General features: G+C 69.1%; 21 protein-coding genes and 1 tRNA gene. 1 reads left to right on the forward strand and 21 read right to left on the reverse strand.

Features of this window, described 5'->3' with window-relative positions:
- Positions 1–24 precede the first annotated feature (24 nt).
- The 20 genes from BLT96_RS04320 to BLT96_RS04415 form a co-directional block, all read right to left on the reverse strand.
- Positions 25–1,113 carry an ArdC family protein gene (locus BLT96_RS04320; RefSeq protein WP_090862027.1) on the reverse strand — a complete coding sequence of 363 codons (1,089 nt, stop codon included), beginning with the start codon at positions 1,111–1,113 and terminating at the stop codon, positions 25–27.
- A 170-nt stretch (positions 1,114–1,283) separates the two neighbouring features.
- Positions 1,284–3,947: a VaFE repeat-containing surface-anchored protein gene (locus BLT96_RS04325; protein WP_090862029.1), complete on the reverse strand. Its 2,664-nt coding sequence runs from the start codon at positions 3,945–3,947 to the stop codon at positions 1,284–1,286.
- A complete protein-coding gene (locus BLT96_RS10785) occupies positions 3,938–4,858 on the reverse strand; it encodes a hypothetical protein (RefSeq protein WP_157692155.1) in 921 nt (306 codons plus the stop codon). Before BLT96_RS10785 ends, BLT96_RS04325 begins: the two co-directional genes overlap by 10 nt.
- Positions 4,859–4,866: 8 nt before the next feature.
- A complete protein-coding gene (locus BLT96_RS04335; RefSeq protein ID WP_090862033.1) occupies positions 4,867–5,391 on the reverse strand; it encodes a hypothetical protein in 525 nt (174 codons plus the stop codon).
- Positions 5,392–5,448: 57 nt separating this feature from the next.
- The gene (locus BLT96_RS04340) at positions 5,449–6,426 is read right to left on the reverse strand and encodes a VirB6/TrbL-like conjugal transfer protein, CD1112 family (RefSeq protein WP_090864180.1); all 978 of its coding nucleotides are present in this window, start codon (positions 6,424–6,426) and stop codon (positions 5,449–5,451) included.
- 14 nt (positions 6,427–6,440) lie between these two features.
- Positions 6,441–7,211, reverse strand: coding sequence for a hypothetical protein (locus BLT96_RS04345; protein WP_157692156.1), 771 nt, complete (start codon positions 7,209–7,211; stop codon positions 6,441–6,443).
- Positions 7,190–8,923 (reverse strand): glucosaminidase domain-containing protein, encoded by a 1,734-nt coding sequence (locus tag BLT96_RS04350; RefSeq protein WP_197674389.1) that lies wholly within the window; start codon positions 8,921–8,923, stop codon positions 7,190–7,192. Before BLT96_RS04350 ends, BLT96_RS04345 begins: the two co-directional genes overlap by 22 nt.
- Complete coding sequence (locus BLT96_RS04355) at positions 8,920–11,352, reverse strand: VirB4-like conjugal transfer ATPase, CD1110 family (RefSeq protein ID WP_157692157.1); 2,433 nt, start codon at positions 11,350–11,352, stop codon at positions 8,920–8,922. The genes BLT96_RS04350 and BLT96_RS04355 overlap by 4 nt, the downstream gene beginning before the upstream one ends.
- A 37-nt stretch (positions 11,353–11,389) precedes the next feature.
- Positions 11,390–11,812, reverse strand: a complete 423-nt coding sequence (locus BLT96_RS04360; RefSeq protein ID WP_090862036.1) for a PrgI family protein — start codon at positions 11,810–11,812, stop codon at positions 11,390–11,392.
- Between the two features lie 9 nt (positions 11,813–11,821).
- On the reverse strand, positions 11,822–12,121 hold the full coding sequence (locus BLT96_RS04365; RefSeq protein ID WP_233519130.1) for a hypothetical protein: 300 nt from the start codon (positions 12,119–12,121) through the stop codon (positions 11,822–11,824).
- Positions 12,118–13,887, reverse strand: a complete 1,770-nt coding sequence (locus tag BLT96_RS04370; RefSeq protein ID WP_090862038.1) for a VirD4-like conjugal transfer protein, CD1115 family — start codon at positions 13,885–13,887, stop codon at positions 12,118–12,120. Before BLT96_RS04370 ends, BLT96_RS04365 begins: the two co-directional genes overlap by 4 nt.
- A complete protein-coding gene (locus BLT96_RS04375; RefSeq protein WP_090862040.1) occupies positions 13,884–14,498 on the reverse strand; it encodes a hypothetical protein in 615 nt (204 codons plus the stop codon). Before BLT96_RS04375 ends, BLT96_RS04370 begins: the two co-directional genes overlap by 4 nt.
- A gap of 386 nt (positions 14,499–14,884) precedes the next feature.
- Positions 14,885–16,258 carry an ISL3 family transposase gene (locus BLT96_RS04380; RefSeq protein ID WP_090862042.1) on the reverse strand — a complete coding sequence of 458 codons (1,374 nt, stop codon included), beginning with the start codon at positions 16,256–16,258 and terminating at the stop codon, positions 14,885–14,887.
- Between the two features lie 178 nt (positions 16,259–16,436).
- Positions 16,437–17,342, reverse strand: a complete 906-nt coding sequence (locus BLT96_RS04385) for an ATP-binding protein (protein ID WP_090862044.1) — start codon at positions 17,340–17,342, stop codon at positions 16,437–16,439.
- A 40-nt stretch (positions 17,343–17,382) separates the two neighbouring features.
- Positions 17,383–17,829, reverse strand: coding sequence for a helix-turn-helix domain-containing protein (locus tag BLT96_RS04390; protein ID WP_157692158.1), 447 nt, complete (start codon positions 17,827–17,829; stop codon positions 17,383–17,385).
- A complete protein-coding gene (locus BLT96_RS04395) occupies positions 17,826–18,101 on the reverse strand; it encodes a helix-turn-helix domain-containing protein (RefSeq protein WP_090862048.1) in 276 nt (91 codons plus the stop codon). The genes BLT96_RS04390 and BLT96_RS04395 overlap by 4 nt, the downstream gene beginning before the upstream one ends.
- Before the next feature lie 57 nt (positions 18,102–18,158).
- Entirely contained in the window at positions 18,159–18,380 is a 222-nt protein-coding gene (locus tag BLT96_RS10565) for a helix-turn-helix domain-containing protein (protein ID WP_154434968.1), read from the reverse strand.
- Positions 18,381–18,519: 139 nt separating this feature from the next.
- Positions 18,520–18,720: a helix-turn-helix domain-containing protein gene (locus BLT96_RS04405; protein WP_090862052.1), complete on the reverse strand. Its 201-nt coding sequence runs from the start codon at positions 18,718–18,720 to the stop codon at positions 18,520–18,522.
- Positions 18,721–19,275: 555 nt separating this feature from the next.
- Positions 19,276–19,352 (reverse strand) — tRNA-Pro (locus BLT96_RS04410).
- 120 nt (positions 19,353–19,472) lie between these two features.
- Positions 19,473–20,006 carry an acyl-CoA thioesterase gene (locus BLT96_RS04415; RefSeq protein ID WP_090862054.1) on the reverse strand — a complete coding sequence of 178 codons (534 nt, stop codon included), beginning with the start codon at positions 20,004–20,006 and terminating at the stop codon, positions 19,473–19,475.
- Positions 20,007–20,079: 73 nt separating this feature from the next.
- On the opposite strand from BLT96_RS04415, the gene BLT96_RS04420 reads away from it, so the two are divergent.
- Positions 20,080–20,397 (forward strand): MGMT family protein, encoded by a 318-nt coding sequence (locus BLT96_RS04420; RefSeq protein WP_172824979.1) that lies wholly within the window; start codon positions 20,080–20,082, stop codon positions 20,395–20,397.
- An 87-nt stretch (positions 20,398–20,484) separates the two neighbouring features.
- Here BLT96_RS04420 and BLT96_RS04425 read toward each other — a convergent pair whose 3' ends face one another.
- Entirely contained in the window at positions 20,485–20,868 is a 384-nt protein-coding gene (locus tag BLT96_RS04425; RefSeq protein ID WP_090862055.1) for a DUF1667 domain-containing protein, read from the reverse strand.
- Position 20,869: the final 1 nt, after the last annotated feature.

Raw genomic sequence — 20,869 nt, forward strand, 5'->3', positions numbered from 1 at the left:
GCGTCACGTATGCCTGCGGCTTCCCTACTTCGCCCTCATGTCCTCCGGCGCCATGTCGACGGTCGCGAGCCGCGCGGCGGCCTCCCTCGCGCTTCCTGCCCTCTCGGAGAGCGGCCTCTCGTCCCTCGAGCGCGAGCGTGCCCGCTCCGCCCGCGCCTCGTCGTACCTGCCGATGACGAGGTCGGACGCGCGCGACGCCTCCGAGGCGGCCCTCGCGAGGGCGGATGGGTCGTCCCTGATCTCGTCCAGCCAAGACCTGAGGTACGCCGCGTGGTTCTGGGTCCAGGTCTGCACCGACCCTCCCCTCGCGACCGCGGACATGTCGAGCCCCGCGTCCGCAGCGGAGAAGGCGCTCCCGAGCTCCGCGACCAGCTCCTCGAACGCATAGGACTCGTGGTCGCTCGGAAGCGGCCTGCCGAGCTCGCCCGCGGTCGAGTGGCACATCTCGTGCATCAGCGTCCTGCAGAAGCCCTCGGCGGACTCGAACTGGCCGCGGAGCGGCATGGTGATCGCGTCCTCGGCCGGGGCGTAGAAGGCGTCGTCGCTCCTCGTCTCCCGCACGGGGCACCTCGACGACGCGATGAGGTCGTCTGCCACCCTCCAGGGCTCCGACCCCGGCTCCGCCGTGCGAGGCTCCATGACGGGCGGGACGCCCTCCACCTGGCTCGCGTTGAAGACCCAGGCGCCCCTCCCCCTCAGGAACCTGTCCCCGCAGACGTCGTCCTCCGAGATCCTCCCCGCGGCGACGAGCTCCCGCGCCCTCTGTACCGTGACGACCGACTGCCTTCCTGCGCGCATGATCGGCACGTACCAGCTCCAGAACTCCACCGTGGCCTGCGCCCTCTCGCCGCGGCGCACGTGCCAGCCGGCGTCCCGCGCCTGGTTGTACGTGACCCACCTGGGGTCCTCGAATCCGCATCGTGCGGACGCGGCCGCGAGGGAGAGCCTGTTGACGCCCCTGTACCGGGCGCCGGTCGCGGCGTTCCTCGCCGACCAGCACCTCTCCCACCCCGCGTACCACGAGAGCCCGTCCTCCTCCATGGCGCTCGCGAGCGACTCCACGAGCCTCGCCCGCCCCTCGGCGAGCGTGTCCCTGCCCTTCTCAGCGCGCATGCCTTCCTCCCTGTAGAAGATGGGGCGACCCGTCCGGGCCGCCCCGCTATCTTTGCCGCTACTCCTCGCGATCGTCCGCGGTCCCGGCCGCCCTGCAGAGCGCGATTGCCGCGACTGCCGTGGCGCCGGAGAGCGCGCCGAGGAGGTAGAGGGCGATGGCGCCGAAGTGGCTAATCATCGGTTCCGCCCCCTCCCAGCGGGCCGGTGCCGCCCTCGGGTCCGCGCTCGATGCGGACGTCGGGCTCGCCGCCCTTTCCGCGGCGCCTGAGCGCGCGTGCGCCTGCGAGCGAGAGGCCTGCCGCGGCGCAGAGACCCGCGATGGGGGCGACCGGGATCCCGGCGTCGCCGGTCTTGGGCAGCTGGCTGCCGCCCTTGGTGGCCTTCTCCTCCTTGGGGGTCTCGGGCGGGGCCTCGGTGATGCTCACCGTCTGTCCCTCGTCCTCGAGGTCTGCGTGGGTGGCCACGGTCCTCCCGTCGTGGGCGATGGTCTCGAAGGCGACCACGTCGTGCCCGGCGAGCGCGCTGCCGTCGAACTCGAACGTGACGTCGGTGCTGCCGGACTCGGCGTCCGCGGTGAAGGTGGCGCTGGCGGTGACGGGGCTGCCGTCGCCTCCCGTGACCCTCTCGCCCGTGGACTTGTCCATGAGCGTGCCCGTGACCGTGTACTCGCGGCCCTTGACGAGCCCGGACCACTCGACCCTGTCCGTGATGGCAACCTTGTCCGCGGCCGTGGCCTCGTGGTCGCCGTCCGCCGCGTCGGTCGCCGTGGTGTGGATGCCGGGCAGGCTCACGGTCTGTCCCTCGTCCTTTAGGTCGGCGTGGGTGGCGACGACCTTGTCCGCGCGGGAGAGCTCCTCCGTGCAGACGAGCTTCCTCCCCTCGAGTCCGGTGCCGTCCACGTCGAAGGCGACCTCGACGGTGCCCTCGGAGGACTCGGGGGTGACGGTCGTCTCCGCCGTGGCGAGCTCCTTGCCCGTCTCGGCGTCGAGCAGGTGTCCCCTGACCTTGTATTCGGTCCCGGGGGTGACGTTGGAGTAGGAGACGGTGTCGGCCACGCGCTGGCCGGGCGCCGCGTCGATGACCTTGTCGCCGTCAGCGGCGTCGCTCGCCGTCGTCCTCACCTGGGGGAACGCGACGCTCTGGCCCTCGTCGGAGAGGTCGGAGTGAGTGGCGTACACGTGGCCTTCGCGCGAGAGCTCCTCGAAGGCGACGACCGTGCGTCCCGCGAGGTCGGAGCCGTCGAACCTGAACGTGACGGTCGCCGTTCCGCTTGCCTCCTCGGGCGTGAGCTTCGTGGTCGCTGTGACCCTCTCGCCCCTCGCGTCCGTGACCGCCTCGCCGGTCTCGCGGTCCATGAGGGTGCCGGTGAGCTCGTACTCCTTCCCGGGCACGAGGTTCTGGTACTCGACGGTGTCCGTGATGGTCACGTCGTCGTCTGCCGCCGCGTCGTGGGAGCCGTCCTCCGCGTCCGTCGCGGTGGTGCCGATCTTGGGGAACAGGACCGTCTGCCCCTCATCGTCGATGTCTGCGTGCGTGGCAACCACCTTCCCGCCCTGGCCGAGCTCCTCGAACGCCACGACGGAGTGGCCGGAGAGCCCGGTCGCGTCGAACTCGAAGGTGACCTTGGCCTTGCCCGTGGAGAGCTTGGGGGTGAGCCTTGCGGTGGCGGTGACGGCCTTGCCGTCCGCGCCGGTCACGGCCTTGCCGGTCTCGCGGTCCATGAGGGTTCCCGTGAGCTCGTACTCCTTCCCTGGCTCTAGGTTCTCGTACTCCACCTCGTCCGTGAGCGTGACGCTCCCGGCGGCCTCGGCCAGGTGCTCCCCTCCCTCGCCGGTGAGGGTCGTGGCTATGCGCGGGCCCTGGTCGTCGTCGACGGTTCCGAGGTCCACGGTGGTGGCGTCGCGCGTGACCTGCACGGTCATGCTCACGAGGCGGAGCCCCTGGTTCGCGTCGCACGGGAGCTCCTCGACGAGGTACGTGTCGTAGGGCAGCGCGCCCTTGGAGTCGTCCGGGGCGGTCTGGGAGTCCGCGGTGCCGCTGAACCACACGCCCGCGGAGGCGTCCCAGGACCCCTCGCCCGCCGAGTCGTTCGCGTTCGTGCGCGTGGTGTGGGCGGCCCAGGACGACGCGGTGCTCGCCTGGCCGTTCTCGTCGGTCACGATGACGTGGGACTCGCCCGTGGTGGCGGAGGTGATCCGGAAGGGCACGCCCGCGAGGCGCCGCATGCTTCCGGACTCCGCCTTCACGAGCTCGAGGTCGCCGCGGCGGACCTGCTCGGCGACCGTGGGCGCGGCGTAGGTCGAGACGTGCTCGGCGGTCCCCTCTGCGGTCACGCGCGTGACGAAGGTCTTGTCCGAAGCCACGTATCCCTCCGGCGCCTTGGTCTCCCTTATGGCCACGGTGCCCAGCGGGACGACGGCGTTGCCTGCCGCGTCGCGGTAGAGGTCGTCGCCCGTGGCGGACGAGAGGTCCGCGGTGCCGTCCTCCCCCGTGGAGACGGTCCAGGTGCGGGTGGCCTTCGCGGGGAGGCTCCCCTCGTCGTACTGGCCTGCGTAGTAGCGGACCTCGAACTCCGCGCCCGCGAGGCTGGCCGCGCCGAGCGGGGACGCCTCGCCCGTCTCCGCGTCGGCCTTCGCGAGCACGAGGCCGAGTGGGTTCGTCTGCGGGACGTCCGACGCGCTCGCGTCGGCCTCGCCGCCCGCGGGCACTTCCACCCTCGTCGTCGCGTTCGAGAGGGCATATCCCCTTGGCGCCGAGAGCTCGCGCGCCCAGTAGGTCCCGGGCGAGACCTCGACGGCCTCGCTCGTGCCGTCCTCCCTGGTGGTCAGGCGCACCCCCGTGTCCTTCGTGCAGCCCTCGTCAGAGAAGAGGCCGTATACGGCTCCCCGACGGAGTAGAGTGTGTTGCCGTCGGTGACCGCGGGGTCGGATGACGCCTTCGTGACGGTCACCCTTCCCCTCGACTGTCCGAGCGGGATGAGGATGTAGTGCGACGGCCAGACCTTCCCCTGGATCGCGGAGGTCTGGTTGCCGCTCTCGATCGTGCCGAACCCGTTGCTCGAGTGCACGGAGTGCCACATGAGGTCATCGGAGGGGCTGGAGCCCCAGAAGAAGCCCGCGTGGCCGTCCCAGGTGTTGCCGTATCGGTCGGTCCCGCTCACGGGCACGGACGAGTCGGGGGTCGCGACGATGATGTCTCCCCGTTGCGCGAGTCCCGAGGCGAGCAGCTCTTCCTTGGTGTCGAAGCGGTAGGACACGACGTCCTGCGCCTTGCATATCCTCTCCCACACGTTGGTGTTCCACCAGTTGGCGCCGTTCGTGGATAGCGCCGAGTAGGGGTTCCCGCCGGCGGCGGCCATCACGTAGCAGACGAAGCCCGTGCACTGCATCCCCGCTCGGTACGAGCCGTGGTCACCGTTCGGTCTAGGCATGTCGCCGGTGTCCCCGAGCCCGAGGTAGGGCGTGCCGAGGTAGAACGAGTCGCCCTGGTGCGACTCGAGTTCGCCCACCACCTGCTCTCGCGTGACGCCGACGACGTCGCTTATGTACCTCGTGCCGTTCGGGTTGTCGAACCATGAGCTCGATTCCGCCGCGAGCGCGACGGTCGGCGCGAGCGCCCCGAGCAGCTGGCTCAGGACGAGCGCTACCGATAGGAGGGCGGCCTTCATGCGCTTGGCCCCGCCGTCACGTCTCCACGCCCGCAGGGCGCGCCGGGCCGAGTGGGCCCTTTCCTTAGCGATCCTCATCTCTTCCCCTATCTTCTCCTTGGTGTGGCGTCGCATGGCGTGCCGATCGCCTCGGAGGCGGCCCGCGCCTCCTGCGCCCGGGCGGAGAGTCCCCCGGCACCGTCGGCCCGCTCCTCTGCGCGCCCGCGGCAGTTCTGCTCGTACCACCTGCGCCTCGACTCGACGAGCGCCTCTCCGAGCCTCGACGGGTCCACCTCCGCGCATTCCTTCTGGTTGCGCCCCTCCCCGTCCGGCAGTGGGTTGCCGTCAGCGTCGAGTACGTCCCGGCTGAGCCTCACCGGCCTGTCGGCGAGGAGCGGGACCTCCCTCCAGTGCTCGTCGTGGTACCTGGAGTGGTTGGGCTCCACGTACCTCGGGTGGAACTGCCACCCGCCGAGGTCGACGGCGTCGACCTCGGTCCCCCTGGGAAGGGTCACGGTGAAGAGGACCCTCTCCTCACCCGTCTCGCGGTCGGCGTACTCCGTCCGCCGCACGTACCTCTCGTGGAACGAGAGCCAGACCCGCTCCCTTCGCTTGCCTTCCGGACCTTCCATTTCCTTCCTCCTTCTCTTCGCTTGCCGGGACGGTCCCGGCCCCTTGGCGCCTCTCGGCTACCCGCCCAGGACGTCCCTGGCCCAGGAGCCGCTCTTCGTGAGCGAGAGGATCAGCAGCACGCACATCGCGAGGTACTGGAGCGCGTAGCTGAGCCCCCCGACAACGCTGTCCACGGCTGCCCCGGCCCCGGCGCTCGCCGCGTTGAGCCCTCCCAGCACGACCGGGAAGGCGATGAGGGTGACGGTGATGATGAGCCCCGCGAGGCACACGGAGGCGAAGCTCCTGAGGTACGCGACGCCGGCCTGGCGCGTGTCCTCGAGCCCCAGCAGCGACAGCGGGATCGGGCTCAGGGCCGCCATGAGGTAGAGCTGTATGGCGCGTGCCCACGAGACCACAAGCGCAACCACGTAGGCGGCGATGACCACGACCCAGCTCACGAGCGCGACGACGATCATCGCCACGAGGGCGGGGACGCTGTCCTCGGTGGTGACGATCGAGACCTTTGCGAGGTCCATCGCGCCGCCGGACCCGAACGCCGAGGTCGTCCTCGTGATAGCGAGCCGCGCCACCTCGTAGACCGCGCGCATGAGCTCGAAGGAGTTCTGCACGAGGAAGAGGCACACGGCGAAGAAGACGAGGAGGAACACGACCTCCCGCACCGCCGGCATCGAGGCGTTCCCGTCCATGCGCTGGGAGAGGTGTATCAGCTGGACCGTGAAGACCATGCTGAGGACCCCGCAGCCTATGGGCAGGATCGCAGTCCTCCACACCCCGCGGGCGATGTCGAAGAGGGTCACCTCGCCCGCCGTGCCCAGCATCCTGTCGAAGGGCTTCGAAAGGACCCCGTCGACCCCTATGGATGCCAGCACCCTGGCCTGGGCGTCGAAGATCCAGTTGCAGGTGTCGCGAAGGACCCCGCACATCCAGGAGTTGATGTCGTCCCCGATGGAAGCCCAGGCGGGGCGCGGGACGAGGAGGGCGATGCCGATGGCGAGCGCGGCCGCCAGGGCCAGGCGGCACGCTCGGCTCGGCACGTGGCGTCCCACGGCTATCCCGTCACCGAGAAGGCGCCGTCGGCCCACGTGGCCGAGACGATCGACCTCCCCGGGTCGTCGCAGGTGAAGGTCGCCGTCACGCTGTCCGCCTTCGTGTCGATGTACACCTCGCCGTCGAACGCGGCCTCCGTGGCCCCGGGGACGTGCTCGGACACCCAGAGGGACACGGCGAGGTCGAGCGCGTCCTCGCTCCCGCCGACGAGCGCGAGGTACTCCTCGTCCACGCCCGTGACCCTGACCTCGCCGCCAGGCGGGGCGGGAACCCAGTCGAACGAGGTCTGGAGCTGCTCGCACCTGAGCCTCGCGCCGTCGCCCCTGCCCCTGATGGTCACGGTGGCCTGGACAACGGTCCCGTCGGCGCGTGTCACCCTGAGGCCGCACTCCCCGTCCCCGTCGGAGGTGACCTCGTAGGACGACGTGCGCGTGTCGGTGCCGTCGGTCTCGACGAGCCTGCCCCCGGACGCCGTCATCCTGAGCGACGCGTCCTCGGCGCCCATCCACTCCCGCGACTCGAGCTCCTCCGCGCACGACTGCCGCGCCTCCTCCGCGCTTGCGCCAGAGTCGGAGCCCTGTCCGTCCGCGGCGTCGACCCAGGCGGCGGTCTCCGAGCCATTGTCCGTCGGGTCCGCCTTGTCGGCTCGCGACGCAGCGCAGCGCGCCGCGCCCGCCCCAGCGCGACGGCGACCGCCCCGGCGGCGAGCGCGGCGACGGCCCTTCGCCTCTTCTCCATGTCCCTTCCTCCCTACTGGATTCTGACCGCGCACGTGAACCGGCTTATCCCGGTACCCACGCGGACGTGGTCCCCTGGCTGCGGCGCGTGTATGTAGGAGTCGCCGCCGATGTAGATGGCGACGTGGCCGGGCCTCCAGAGGATGTCGCCCGGCTCCGCCTGGGAGAGCGGCACCATCGTCCCCGCCCTCAGCTGCGCGTCGCTCTGGTGCGGTATCCGGATTCCCGCCTGCGCGTAGCACCACTGCGTGAGCCCGGAGCAGTCGAGCGCCTTGTTGGGCGTGGACCCTCCCCAGACGTAGGGCGTGCCGAGCTGGGTCTGGGCCGCGGCGACGATGGTCGCCCCCTTGCCCGATGGGGCGCCAGCGGGCCCGGCCCGCCTGAGGTCGTCCGCGCTCATCGAGTCGAAGCGCCTGAGGCCGTAGGCGTCCATCGCGGCCTTGAGCGAGTCGACGTAGGAGGACGACGTGGCGTAGCCCGCGTCCTTGAGGCCCTCGGCCATGAGGTCCGAGTCCCTGCCCTCGATGGCCCTGCGGATCTTCTCGTTTCCCGAGTACCTTCCCGCCTGCAGCAGGACGCGCGAGCGGAAGCGGATGCAGTCCTCGTAGGACCTGAACCTCGTGAATGCGTCAACGACGGTGACCGAGGCGCCCCCGTACTCCTCCCGCGTCTGCCAGGACTCCTTTCCCGCGACCTCGGGGCAGGAGGCGAAGCTCGGTGCCCACTTGATGCCGAAGAGGTTGTTGTCCCTCGTGGCGAGGCCAGAGAGGTGGTCCCCTACGCCCGACTCGACGATGACCTGGGCGAGCGTGCAGCCCGCCGGGTGACCGTACTCGTCCTGGCACTCGAGGGCCGCCAGGACCATCGAGTAGGTGACGTAGGGAGGGAGCCCCTCTACCGACGCGCGCCTCGAGGCCTCGTTGTCCCAGAACCCGAAGAGCGAGCCGACCGCCTGCGAGATCATCGCCGCGGCGAGCACCGCGACGACGGCTCCGGCGAGGATGCCGGCTATCGGGACCGTCGCTGGCGCGCCCGCCGCGTACGCCGCCTTGCCGGCGGCTCTCGCCGTCTCCGCGGCCCTTGTCGTTCCCGGCATGGCCTCGCGAGGCGGCGCCGCCTCGCGCCTCCAGCCCCTCCGAGGGGGCCCGGTCCTGCGCGGGCGCGCCCTGCCGGTTCCGGCGCCCTCCCTGCCGTCGAGCGCTGCGAGCCTTGACCGCGCGCCGTGTCGGCGGGGCGCCTCTCGCACCGGGGCGGCCGTCCTGGGCGGCCGCGAGTCCCCGGGGGTTCCGGTCGCTCCCGTCGCCGTGATCGCCGCCTCCTCGCGGGTCGCCACCGGCGGAACGCCTTCCTCCGGTGCGGGCGGCACTCCCTGCGCCGGTGCGGGGCGGGACAGCGCGTGGCCTCCGCCGCCGGTCCCCGGCGAGCCGTCGCCTCCCCGTGCGCGCCGCAGGCGCCTTGATGTCGCGCGGGACGCCGCGCCGGCGGGGCGGGACAGCGCGTCCGCCCCGAGCTCCTCGTCGGACTCCCCGAACGCGTCGCGCGATGCCGTTGCGGTCGCCCTGCGCGCCCTGGCCGCGCGCCCCATCGCCGCCGCGCGGCGGCCCCTGAGCTCCGACAGGGCCGTGTCAGCCTCGTCGTGCGCGATTCCCGCGCTCACGGCGTCCGTGCGCCCCTCGAATGCGACGGCGGACGCGTCCGGGGCCTCGTGCGCCGCGGAGCTTGCCGCACCGGCCTCCCGGGCGCTCACCTCTCCCCCCTCCGCGCCGTCGCCTTCCTGCGGCGCCGCCTCGGCGCCTGCTCGCTCGGCTTCGTGTTGAAGAGGTCGTAGAGCGCGCCCCTGGGGAAGTCGTCCTTGATGGGGACGCGCGCGCCGCCGGCGACGAGGAGCCCCTCGCCCGGCTTGATCGACTCGTCTATGTAGCGCGACTCCTGCTCGGAGAGGCCCAGGAGGTCGACCCAGGCCCTTCGGTCCACGGGCGACTGCTTGTGGAGGAGGATGAAGTCCGAGTTGAGCACCATGTTCCTGGCCTCCTCGTGCTCCAGCATGTAGACCGAGTTCTGCGTTATGCCGGTGGCCACGAGGCCGAACTTTCGCCCCTCCGCCCAGAAGCGCGAGAAGTACGAGACGATCGCCGGGTGCTCGAAGAGGGACTGGACCTCGTCGATGTAGAGCCACGTGGTGACTCCCCGCTCGTAGTTCGAGTACATGCGGTTGCGCACGGACTCGAGCGCCGTGAGCATCCCGAAGGTCCGGAGGTTCGAGGTGAGGTCCCTGAGGTCTACGTCGACGATCCGGTTCGAGAGGTCGACGTCCGACTCGTGGTTGAAGAAGGACTGCGCTCCCACGGCGTAGCGCTCGTAGCGCAGCGCGATGTCGCGCGCCTCGCGCTCCTCCTGCGCGAGCAGCTCCTCGTAGAGGTCGCCGAGCGTGGGGGTGCCGCCGTCCCCGGAGCGGCTCTCGTAGCACGCCTCGACGCAGCGGGCGATGATGGACTTGTCCGCCTCGGGGAGCCCCTGGCTCCCCTCGGACATGGTCGCCGCGGAGAGCGCGAGGAAGGCGTCGATCTTGAACGCCCGCTGGGCGCTGGGGCTGAGGTCCGCCACGTCGGTGAGGTCGAAGGGGTTGAGGTGCGAGTCGGAGTCCGGCCCGAGCCTGATCGTGGTCCCGCCGCACGGCTCCGTCACCGCGGAGTACTCCCCCGCGGGGTCGAAGATGATCACCTGGTCGTCGGGGTAAGCGAGGATGGTGTTGAGGATCTCCCTCTTCGTGGAGAAGGACTTTCCGCTGCCAGGCTTGCCGGCGACGAACCCCATGGGGCTCGCGAGGCTGCGCCTGTTGCAGATCACCAGGTTCGAGCTCTCCTTGTTCTGGCCGTAGTAGCCGCCGCCCTCCTGGTTGAGCTCCTGCGTCGCGAAGGGCATCTGGATCGCCACCTCAGCGGTGGTCATCATCCTGCCGACATCCACGCGGTTGGCCCCGAGGGGCAGCACCGAGTTGAGCCCCTCCCTCTGCCGGTAGTCGAGGGTCCCGACGTCGATCGAGTTCGACCGCGCCGTGCGCATGATCTGCTCGACCTGGTTGCGCAGCGCGTCGCGGGTGTCCGCGTAGGTGTACACGAGCCCCGTGTAGCGGAAGAGCCTCTGGTTCTTGTTCTGCAGGTGGTCGAGGAGGTCCTCGGCCTCCGCCTTCGAGTACTTGAGCTCGGAGGGGAGGATGTCGAAGTCGTAGCCGCGCTTCACGGCGGTCATCTGCTCGTCGATGATCTCCTTGTCCATCCACGCGAGCCGCTTCTTCACGAAGGCGATCGCGCGCGACTTGTCCATGCCCCTCACGTGCAGGCTCACCGCGAGCGGTACGGGAAGGTCGACGATCTCGGCCACGCAACGGTCCGAGAGCTCCGAGCCGAACGAGCGGAAGGCGAGCGTCTGGCACCACGTCCCGTCGATCCAGAGGCACGACGCGGACCCCTCGGGCTTCGCCTCGATGCAGTTGGGGCAAGCGAGGTCCTTCGCGCGCAGCCCGGAGGTGGCCCCGAGCGCCTCCCACCCGGCGGCGGGAGGGTTGCCGGGGCGCAGCAGCTCCGCGATGGCGCGCAGGCGCGCCGGGCCGTCGAGCGGAGTGGCGTCGCATCGTATCCTCTGGAGGGACTGGGTCACGTCCCCGCGCACGCGCGCGAGCCTGGGCACGGCGGACCCCACGTCTCTCGCCCCGACGGAGAACGTGATGTATCGCGAGCGAACGAGGTTCGAGACGCCCTCGCGCATCTTGTCGTTGAGGATTCGGTTGTACTCCTCGGCGAGCGCGGCGGTCCTCCCCCTCTCCGCGAAGAAGGAGCGGTGCCCGATCTCCTCGGCGGGGATGGGCGTGTTCACGACCGAGAGCTGGAGCGCGACGTCCTCGCCGATGGAGTCGAAGAGCTGGCACCAGGCCGAGAAGACGGACTCCTTCGCCTCCCTGCGGGCGCTCTGGTAGCTGATGTCGGAGAACTCGAGGGTCTGCGAGAAGATCCCCGGGTCGACCTCGCAGATGCCGTCGGCCCACAGCGAGTCGAAGCCGACCGCGTTGTATACGTCGCGCGCCGCGCGCAGCGACCTCCTTCGGGCGGCCGCCCTCTCGCTCGCCTCGCGGTCGTGCTCCCTGAGGTCGCGCTCGGCGGAGCCCCCGCCCGATATCATCAGCGAGAGCCTCTCCCAGGGTCCCGCGCAGCGCGCGCTATCCCTCTGCTTCCCTGCTCGGCTCACGGAGCTCCGCCCCCTTCCTCCTCGCGTTCCTCCTGTGCCTCCTGGTCGTCCGCTGGGCGATCGGCTCCGGCGGTGCGGCGAGCATGCACGACGTCCCGTACGCGAGCACCCCGTCCCAGGTCGCGTGCTCCCAGAGCATGGGGGCGAACTCCTCAGCCCTCATCCCGTGCGGCCGCCAGAAGCCCAGCAGCCAGAATGGGAGGGACGCGCACATCACCGGCAGGCTCGCGTCGGCGGGCTCCACGCCAAGAGCCGCGTAGAGCGCGGACGCCGTCGCCACCGACGTGGCGAGCCCGCCCGTGACGCAGAGCAGCGTCCTCAGGCTGAGCTTGCCCACGACCTTCTCCTGGTACTCGCCTATGTCCTTGTGGACCGCGACAGATAGCGACGCCATCGCCGCCCCCTAGGCCGGGAGCCAGGACGTGTCTAGCATCCCGAAGTAGACCGAGGCGGCGATGATGATCGCCCCGCCCGCGATGGTCGATATGGCGCTCGCGATCTGCGCGCCGCCCTGCTGCTCGCGTATCGCGAGGCCCAGGCTCACGGCGCCCCAAACGACGAGGAACCCGCCGAGGAACGAGACGCAGCCCGACACGAGCTTGATGATTTGGTTGAGCAACTTGTCCTCCGAAGCGTAGGGACCCATGGTGGCGGCGTGGTCTCGGCCCGGCGCCGCCGCCCTCTCGCCAGGCCGGACGTTCATTTCATCGCGACCACCTCCCCGCGCCATGCCGGGTGCCTCCTAGGGTCGTACTTCCTGTCCAGGACCGGGTTCGCGCCGGCGATGAGGACGACCGCCTTCCTCCGGTCGAGCCTCGCGAGCTCCGAGGGCTGTATCAGGTCGCGCTCCGCGGCCTGCCTGCTCTGCGTGGAGCTGCTGGTCGCGCCCCTGCTCTCGCTGGCGCCGATGACCGAGACGGTCTGCTTGCCGACCTTCTCCGAGATCCCCCTGTTCGTCTCGTTGGAGTTGCCGCCCAGGAAAAGCGTCGTGTCGCAGCAGTCCACGATCGTCTGCGCCGACTCCCCGTATCGGGCCTTGAGCTGCGAGAGCGACTGGAGGATGACCGAGACCCCGATGTTCCTCGAGCGGACGACGGCGATGGTGCGCTCGAAGTCCGGGAGCCTCCCGATGTTCGCGAACTCGTCCAGGACGAGGTGGACCGGGGTCGGCAGCGACCCGCCGTGCACCCTCAGGGCCCGCTCGCAGAGCAGGTTCGTCGCCTGCCAGACGAGGAGCGCCAGGAGGAACGAGAAGGTCCCGTTCGTGTCCGACGTGGTGGCGAAGACCGCGACCCTGCGGCCCGGCTCGCCCATGAGGTCAATCCCGAGGTCGTCGCCCGAGAGGACGCGCCGGATCTCCTCGCCGCCGAGCGGAGCGAGCCTCGCGTTGCAGCTGATGATTATCGACTTGAGGGTCCTGCCTGCGGCGACCCTGAAGGCGCGGTAGCGGCCGAGCGCGAAGTCCTCCTCCGGCGCGAGCGGCTCCGCGACCCTGACCCACGTAACTCGGCTCCCGCCCGAGAAGGAGCGCGCGCCCCCGTCGCGGGGGCAATCGCCGACGACGCACCTCTTTCCCGTCTCGAGCTCGTCGAAGAGCACGTCGAGCGGGCTCCTGTAGCCCTCGTCCCCCTCGCTCGCCGACGCCAGCGAGAGGAGCGTCATGAGGCCCGGGAGGTTCCTGTCGGCCTCCGGGCAGTGCCAGACGAGGTATGCCACGAGCGCGCTGTAGAGGAGCCTCTCCGCGTTCTCCCAGAACGGGTCCGCCGAGGAGGGGCCCTCCCTCGTGGTGTTGGCGATGATGCAGTCGACGACCTCGAGCACGTCCTGCTGCGTGCGCACGTAGGCGAGCGGGTTGTAGCGCGCCGAGCGGCCGAAGTCCACGGTGTCGATCCTGGCGACCTCGTAGCCGGCGGAGCGCAGGGCCGGCCCCAGCTCAGCCTCGAGCGTGCCCTTGGGGTCGGTCACAAGGAGGCTCGCGTTCATCTGTAGGACGTTGGGGATCACGTAGGAGCGGGTCTTGCCGGAGCCGGACCCTCCGATCACGAGGACGTTCCTGTTGCGCTCGAGCCTGGGGTCGTGGTCGGCCCTGGACATGGCGAGGGAAACGTGCTGCGTGAGGATGATGTTGTTCCTTGGGTCCCCCCGGTCGGCGAACGCCCTGGCCTCCCTCGGGCTCGCCCACCTCGCGCTGCCGTGCTCCTCTCCGCTCCTGTGCTCCCCGGCGAGAGAGAGCCTCCTCGCCCAGGCGAGCCAGACCCCCGCGGCGCAGGCGAGCCCGACGGCGAGCGGGAGCGGCTCCGCGCTCGGCGACGCCGTCCCCGCGATGATCCCTGACAGGACCCCGCTAATCGTGGATTCCGGGTCGGCGGGCGCGCCGGCTGGTACTGCCGCGGCGGCGACGTCGCCGATAGCGAACGCGGCGGCGGAGAGCCCGGCCGCAACCGTGGCGCCCGCTCCTCGTGCCCTCACTTCGACCTCGTCTCCACGCGGTCCTGCTCCGGCGCGCGGTCGCGTTCCGTGTCGTGCGACTGGGCCTCGGAGGCCCTCCTCGCGCGCTCCGCCCTCTCCTTGAGGGGCTCCCGGTCACGGTCCGCGCCGCGGGACCTGTCATCCCGCTCCTGCTCCTGTCGGATTCGCTCGGCCGCCCTGCTCGCGGCGGCCTTGGTGTCGGAGACGAGCTGGTCGAATGCCGACGCGACCGCCGGCGCGTCGGCCGTCTTGAAGACGAGCCAGGGCGTACCTCCGTCCTCCGTCATCCCGTGCCATATGTCGTTTGCCGTGAGCTTCGCGTCCACCGCGGAGATTACCCTCTGCCCGTCCTCGAGCTCGGCGAACTCCGACATGTCGAGCCGTGCGAACCTCGCGTCGGCCCGAGCCTCCTTCGGGGCTCCGCCGGGTTGCTCGGGCTGTGCGCCTATGGCGTCCCTGGCGCTCTCCAGCGCGGCCTCGAGGCGCCCTATCGCCTCCTCGACGGCGCGCTGCCCCGCGGGGCCTCCGCCGCGGCGGTACCCCTCCAGGCCGAGTCGCAGCGCCCAGTCGAATATCTGCTGGCCGGCGTCGTCGCCGAAGTCGTCTGCCATGTGTCCTCCATGGCGGGCGGCTCGTGGACGGGCCGGCTTGCGCGGCCTGTCTCTCTCGTCGTTAGCTGGGTGCCGGTTGCGGCCCGCCGCCTACGATTCAATGCGAGGCGGATGTCCGTATGGGCCGCGTTGTCCACGCGCACCCAGTCCATTTCGAGTCAATATCGCGAGGAATTGGTAGCATTAACCATTAGTTTTTGGTTACCCGCCCCGTAATCCTCGATGCAGATTCGCTCTCGGAACTTTGATGAAAAGTACCGAGCGCTCCCCAGGGCGTCTCATGGAATGGATGTAGATATGTTCTCAGGAGGTTGCACTCTCTTACGTACCGCAAGTCCTAGCCGGGAAAAATGAGGCTTCGGTAGTTTGTGTGACAAGGGGCTAGCCTAGGCAGCAACGCTCTTCGCTCCCTTCACGCCCTTCTTCCTCGCCTTCACCGGGCGACCCGGGAGCTGGGGCTGGCAGTCGCCGCACCTGAGCATGAGCAGGGCCACGAGGTTGTCGGTGTTGCGGAAGCCGTAGCCCATCCTCACCGCCACCTTGATCTTGTTGTTGATGGCCTCTACGCGCCCGTTGCTGATGCCGAGCTCGACTGCGGCGATGATGTCGTCGCGCCGGCGGCGCACCTTCTTCTCCACGGCGACGACCTTGGCGATCTTGCAGTAGGCGGCCCTGTGCATCCAGTCGTCGAGCAGCTCGGCGGCCTCGGAGCCGTCGGCTGCCCGGAAGACGGCCCGCAGGTCCTCCTTGAGCTCCCAGGCCCTGACCAGCCGCGAGCCGGCCCTCTTCTTGAGCGCCTCGAGCCTCGCCCTCTGGCCGTCGGTGAGGTCCTCGGGGTTCTTCACGAGCGCGTAGCGGCTGCCCTTGATGGAGGCCGCCTCCTCCTCGAGCGCCCTGACCTCCTCGGGCGGCAGCTCGCCTTTGGCAGGCCTGCCGCGCTTGCCCTCGGGCCTGGGCCTGGCGGCCCTGGCGGCGGCCCTGGCGGCGTTCCACTCCTCGCAGCGCACGGCGTCGAGCGCGTCGTTCATCCACTGGACCACGTGGAAGGGGTCCATGACCCACCTCGCGTTGGGGCAGCGGCGCTTGACCAGCTGCCTTATCCACCTCGCGCCGTCGGCGGTCACCACCTCTATGGCGCGCCTCTGCTCGCGCGTGAGCTCGTCGAGGAACAGGTTGAGCACGTCCTTGCCGGTGCCCTCGTGCGCCCAGATGAGGCAGCCGCGGTCGTGGTCGACGACCACCATGACGTACTTGTGGCCCTTCTTGTACGACGTCTCGTCGATGCCGATGCGGCGCACGCCGTCGAACCTCGAGGCGCCGCGCGCGGCCTCCAGCTCGGCGTAGACGCGCCTGCACACGCCGCCCACGCTGTGCCACTCGACGCGGGCGAGCTCGGAGACCGCCGGGGCGGTGCAGCGGACCGCCAGCCACGCCACCCAGTCCTCGAAGTCGCGCGTGAAGCGCGCCCCGTGCCGCGCCCAGGGGACGGCCTCGGTGCGCACGCCGTGCTCCGGGCAGCGCACCCTGCAGGGCGCGTACTCCAGGTAGCAGGCCGAGCGCGCCAGGTCCATCGCCCTCCACAGCCTGGGGGCCCCGCGGTTCGCCATGTCGTAGAAGTCGCAGGCCCTGCCGCATACGGGGCAGCGGCGCTGCTCGCGCTTGTAGGGCCGGACGCTCACGACGATGCGCTCGGCCTCGATGCGCGCGCCCAGGACGACCGTGCGGGCCAGACCGAGGGCGAGAAGTAGTAGACTCTTCATGCGTCACACCTCTTCGGTTGTCTGAATTTGGCTTAGCAATCATAGGCGGATGACGCGGAAACGGCCCCTCCCGGGGCCGTTTCAGTTCCAGATCGTTGTTTTCGCCCGCTGAGCTGGGCCTATGCCGGAATCTCTCCCACAGAAACCACCGAAGAGCCAGACATAACGACAAAATGCCCTACTTGAAGTTTTCGAGTATTGATCGACTTGCGACAGAATATGTCCTCTGTTTAGGTTGCGTCCCTCGGGGTCCAAAGGCGCCTCTCCTCAGGTCAGGTCCCGTGAGCTCCACGTCGGCGCACGTCGCGGCGATTCGCGAGGCTATGGCGGTGGCCGTCTCCGCCTCGCCGGTCGACGCGAGCCTCGACCTCAGCTGCGACAGCGTGTACTGCGACGTGACGACCGTCGGCCTCATGCCCTCGTACCTGGCGTTGACGATGGCGAACAGCGTCATGAGGGACCACCTCGAGCTGGACTCCTTGCCCAGGTCGTCCAGGACCAGCATCTCGCACGACGAGTACCTCTCGAGGGCCCTCTTGCTCGAGCCTCCCCCGTCGAAGGTCTCCCTGATGCTCGAGAATATGGCGATTGCCGAGGTGAAGACGGTCCTTAGCCCCCGGTCCGTGGCCGCTATGGCGACCGCCGCCGCGTTGTGGGTCTTCCCCGTGCCGACCGGTCCGTGGATGAAGAGCCCGTTGGGCCCCGACCCGGGAAGGGCATCCGCATAGGCGGCGCACCGGGCCTCTGTTGGGGTCGCCTTTCGGAACCTGAGCGGGATCCCCGACCTCTCGAGCCTGCGCTCCCTCTCCGCGGCCATCTCGTCCAGGGCCCTCCTCTCCTCCTCCCTCCTCTCGCGCTCGGCCCCTTCGCATTCGCATGGCTCGTGCGACACCCAGGCGACGCTCCCGAAGACGGGGACTCCGAGCGGCCTGAGCGGCCTCCCGCAGTACGCGCACCTCGCGGGAGGCGGGACCTCGCGGACCAGCCCCCGCGCAATCGCCTCCTCGGGCGTCACGAGCGTCTGGCGACATGGCTGCCGCCCGTCGCATTCCGCGTCCGCGCCGATCCTGCCAATCGAGCCCACTGCGCCCGTCTCCTCTCCGGTCTCTCATATGAGATTCGTTCTACTCTTCTCTTCTATCTATATAGGGGCGGACAATCTGTCCGCGGCCGTGGCCAGGATGTCCGGAGCCGCGGACAATATGTCCGCTTCCCGACTTGCCCGCGGACAATTTGTCCGTGGTCTCGCCGCCCTCCACGCGCGTTATCGCCGCGCTGACGGCCTCCCTGCGAAGGACGAAGGCCCTGCCCCTCGGGCACGTCTCGGCATCGGCGGTCTCTGCTATGAGGTCCCTCGAGACGAGGTTCCCGAGGGACCTTCTGACCTGTCTCTCCGACATGTTCAGGAACGCGGCGCAGCTCTCGGCCGACTCGAAGTAGGTTCCGCCCTCCTCCTGGCAGAAGCTGAAGACCCTCGCGTAGACGAGGAGGTCTGATCCCCGGAGCCCCAGCCCCTCTGTCATGAAGCGGTACACCGTGGCGAACTCGCCGGCCGAGTGACTTTGCATCACGCCTGGCCCATCTGCTTCTTCGCGGCGTCACGGACGAGCTGCGAGTTCGACTCGAGCCAGTCCATGAGGTCCTCGCGGTGTATGAAGGAGTTCCTCTGCTGCCCGAAGAGGAGCCGGAACGGGAGCGGGTCCTCCTCGCGGTGCGCGAGCTCCCTCACCGTCCTCTCGCTGATGTGCAGGAGGCGGGAGACCTCCTCGACGGAGTAGTACTCCTTGATGAGGATGGTGCTGCGGCTGCCGTTGATTCTCTCTGCTTTTGTGGTCTGTCTCATCTCTGATCAGCTCCATTCGAGACGCCGCGCGAGACCGACCGCAGACGGGATCCGAGCCTATTTGCCATCCATTCCGAGCCAGCAGGACATCCTGCTGTCCCTGGCTAGCGTCCTCATGAGCTCCGTCCTGTCGATGCGCCACTGGCTGCCCACCTTGACGGCGGGGATCTTCCGGTCCATGCAGAGCCGCCTTACCGTCCTCGGGGAGACCCTGAGGATCCTCGCGGCCTCGTCCGCCGATATCATGTCCAAGCTGCTTCCGATTTCCCGACGACTCATCTGGACCCCCTTGCCCCTCGACAGCGAGGATACGGCGGGATGGAGCATCCCCCGTCGGCAGGCCACGGGACAGCCTTCTGCAAGCTTCTGCAACGGCAGCCTTCGCGGAAAACGCATGACGCCACTCCCATGGGCGGCGTCATTGGTCCAGCATCCCGACCAGCTGGGCGATCTTCCTTGGCGAGTAGTACCAGTTGTGGCCGAACTTCTTTGCTGGGATCTGCCCGTTATGGACCATGCGCAGGACCTGGCGCTCGCAGAGCCCGAGGTACCGCGAGACCTCCTGCGTGCTGAGCGGCCGGTTCATCCGGGAGAGGTCTGGTGTCTGCTCTTCCTGCATGCGTGTCGCCTTCCCTCATCTGGTGTCACCTCCCATCCTCGGATGGAGCGTGACGCCCTTGGGTTACCTGACGATTCGCATGCTATCCGCTGGTGTCGGTGCCTCTGGCCGCGTCTGCCGGCCTGTCCCCCGCTGTCCGCGTCGTCCGCAATGGCCGGGAATTCCCCCAGGACGCCACGGTTCCTTCACAAGCGCCCAAGCCGAGGATACACAAGGCAGGCCGATGGTTCGTATGCTGCGTGCAGAGTCTCGGGCACTTGTCGACAGGCGAGCCACTATGCGAAGGCGAGAGGTCGAACGGCGGCCTGACCTCATGCGCGCAGGCCGGCTTGGGAGCCCCATAGAGGCGCGCAAACTGACGCATTCCTGATGTGGCGATACTGCACGAAGACGCGTATCGCAACCGTTCGCCGAGGAGTTTCCCCCTATTGCAAAATAGGACATTTCGGGACATCAGAAGAACCCAGTTGCACGTTTTACAGGACACAAATAGGACACAAAATAGGACACCTAAAGAAAAAGGTCAGAGGCTTAAGCCTCTGACCTGCGGTTTCGTGGTCGGGTGGACTGGATTCGAACCAGCGACCCCTTGACCCCCAGTCAAGTGCGCTACCAAGCTGCGCCACCACCCGTTTGTGCGTTTGGGCTCTCGCCCGCCTGCGGTTGAATAATATAGCAGGACGAGAAGTACGGGGCAAGCGGAAATTGCGACAATTTTCGAAAATCAATCGCCGACGATGACCCGACGACCGCTAGATGCCCTGCTCCTGGCGCTCGCGGCGTATCATCTTGCGAATCTGCGCCATGTGCCACTCGTTGCGCTGTTCTTCCGTTTCGAGCTTCAGGCCAAACGGAATTCGCCGGGGTCGCTCATCCTCCCCTACGCAGACCTCCGTGAGGTAGGCGACGTTGATCTGCTTGCGCTCCCCCGTCGCGACGTCCTCCACGTAGGAGTCCACACGCACCTCGAGCGACGTCCTGCCGACGTACGTGACGTACGCGTCGATAACCACGATCTCGTTGAGGTAGGCCGGGTTCTTGAACACCAGGCTGTCTACGCACGCCGTTGTGACGGAGCCTCCGCAGTGTCGGCGCGCGGCGATGCCGGCAGCCTCGTCTATCCACTCCATGAGGCGACCGCCAAACAGGCGGTTCTCGCCGTTCATGTCGCCGTGTACCACCGTGTGCGTCGCACGCGTGCGCGACCGCTCCTGCGAGCGAAGAGGGCGTGTGTCCTGCGGCGCCGCGGTCTGGCTTACGAGCTGGTTCAGGTCGCTTTCCGTCATGCTGTCCTTCTCTGTTGGCACGGCCGGCGCCGTGGGATATTGTACCTAGCAAACATAGCAGATGGGGGCACGCATGGACGAGGGCTTTTTCGAACGCGCATACAACGTGGTGCGACAGATACCGTGCGGCCGCGTGGCGACGTACGGGCAGATAGCCGCGATGATGGGAGAGCCGCGCAAGGCGCGTTACGTGGGCTTTGCCATGCACGCGAGTCCCGGCGTCGCCGGCGGCGTGCCGTGCCACCGCGTGGTGTTTGCGGACGGATCCCTCGCGCCCGGCTTCGCGTTTGGCGGGCCCGGCGCCCAGCGCGCCATGCTTGAGGACGAGGGCGTTGCGTTTACACCCAGCGGCAGGGTCGACATGCGCCGCTGCCGCTGGGAGGCGCTGTAGGATCCTTTTTAGGGCCGCGGGACGTGGGGCCGCAGGACGTGGTGCGTCGAGGCACGGCCCGCGGCCCGCGCGGCGTAGGGCCGCGGGCTACACGTCCTTCGTGGCGATCACGTCCACGCCCGTGCCGCAGACGTCCGCAAGCACCACGTCGCCAATGTGCACCGGCGCCGCCATGCTCACGTCCGAAAGCGCGCGCACAACGTCCAGCACCTTCGCCTTCGGCACGTCGCCCGCGGTCTTGACCGATACCATGCGCGCAACGTCAGACCCACTCACGGGCACCACCGTCGTCACCACGCGCGTGGGGTCCGTCACCTCCTTGCGGACGTACGCGTCTCCGCGCGGACAGCCGTTGCCCGCGACGGACGTGACCTGGCCGCCTTCCAGCGTCACCGTCACCTGGCAGCCCTTGGGGCAGCGTATGCACGTGAGCGTGACGTCGCATGCGGCGCCTCTCGTTTCCTGCGACATG

It is taken from the genome of Parafannyhessea umbonata (assembly GCF_900105025.1).
In the GTDB taxonomy this organism is placed as follows: Bacteria; Actinomycetota; Coriobacteriia; order Coriobacteriales; family Atopobiaceae; genus Parafannyhessea; species Parafannyhessea umbonata.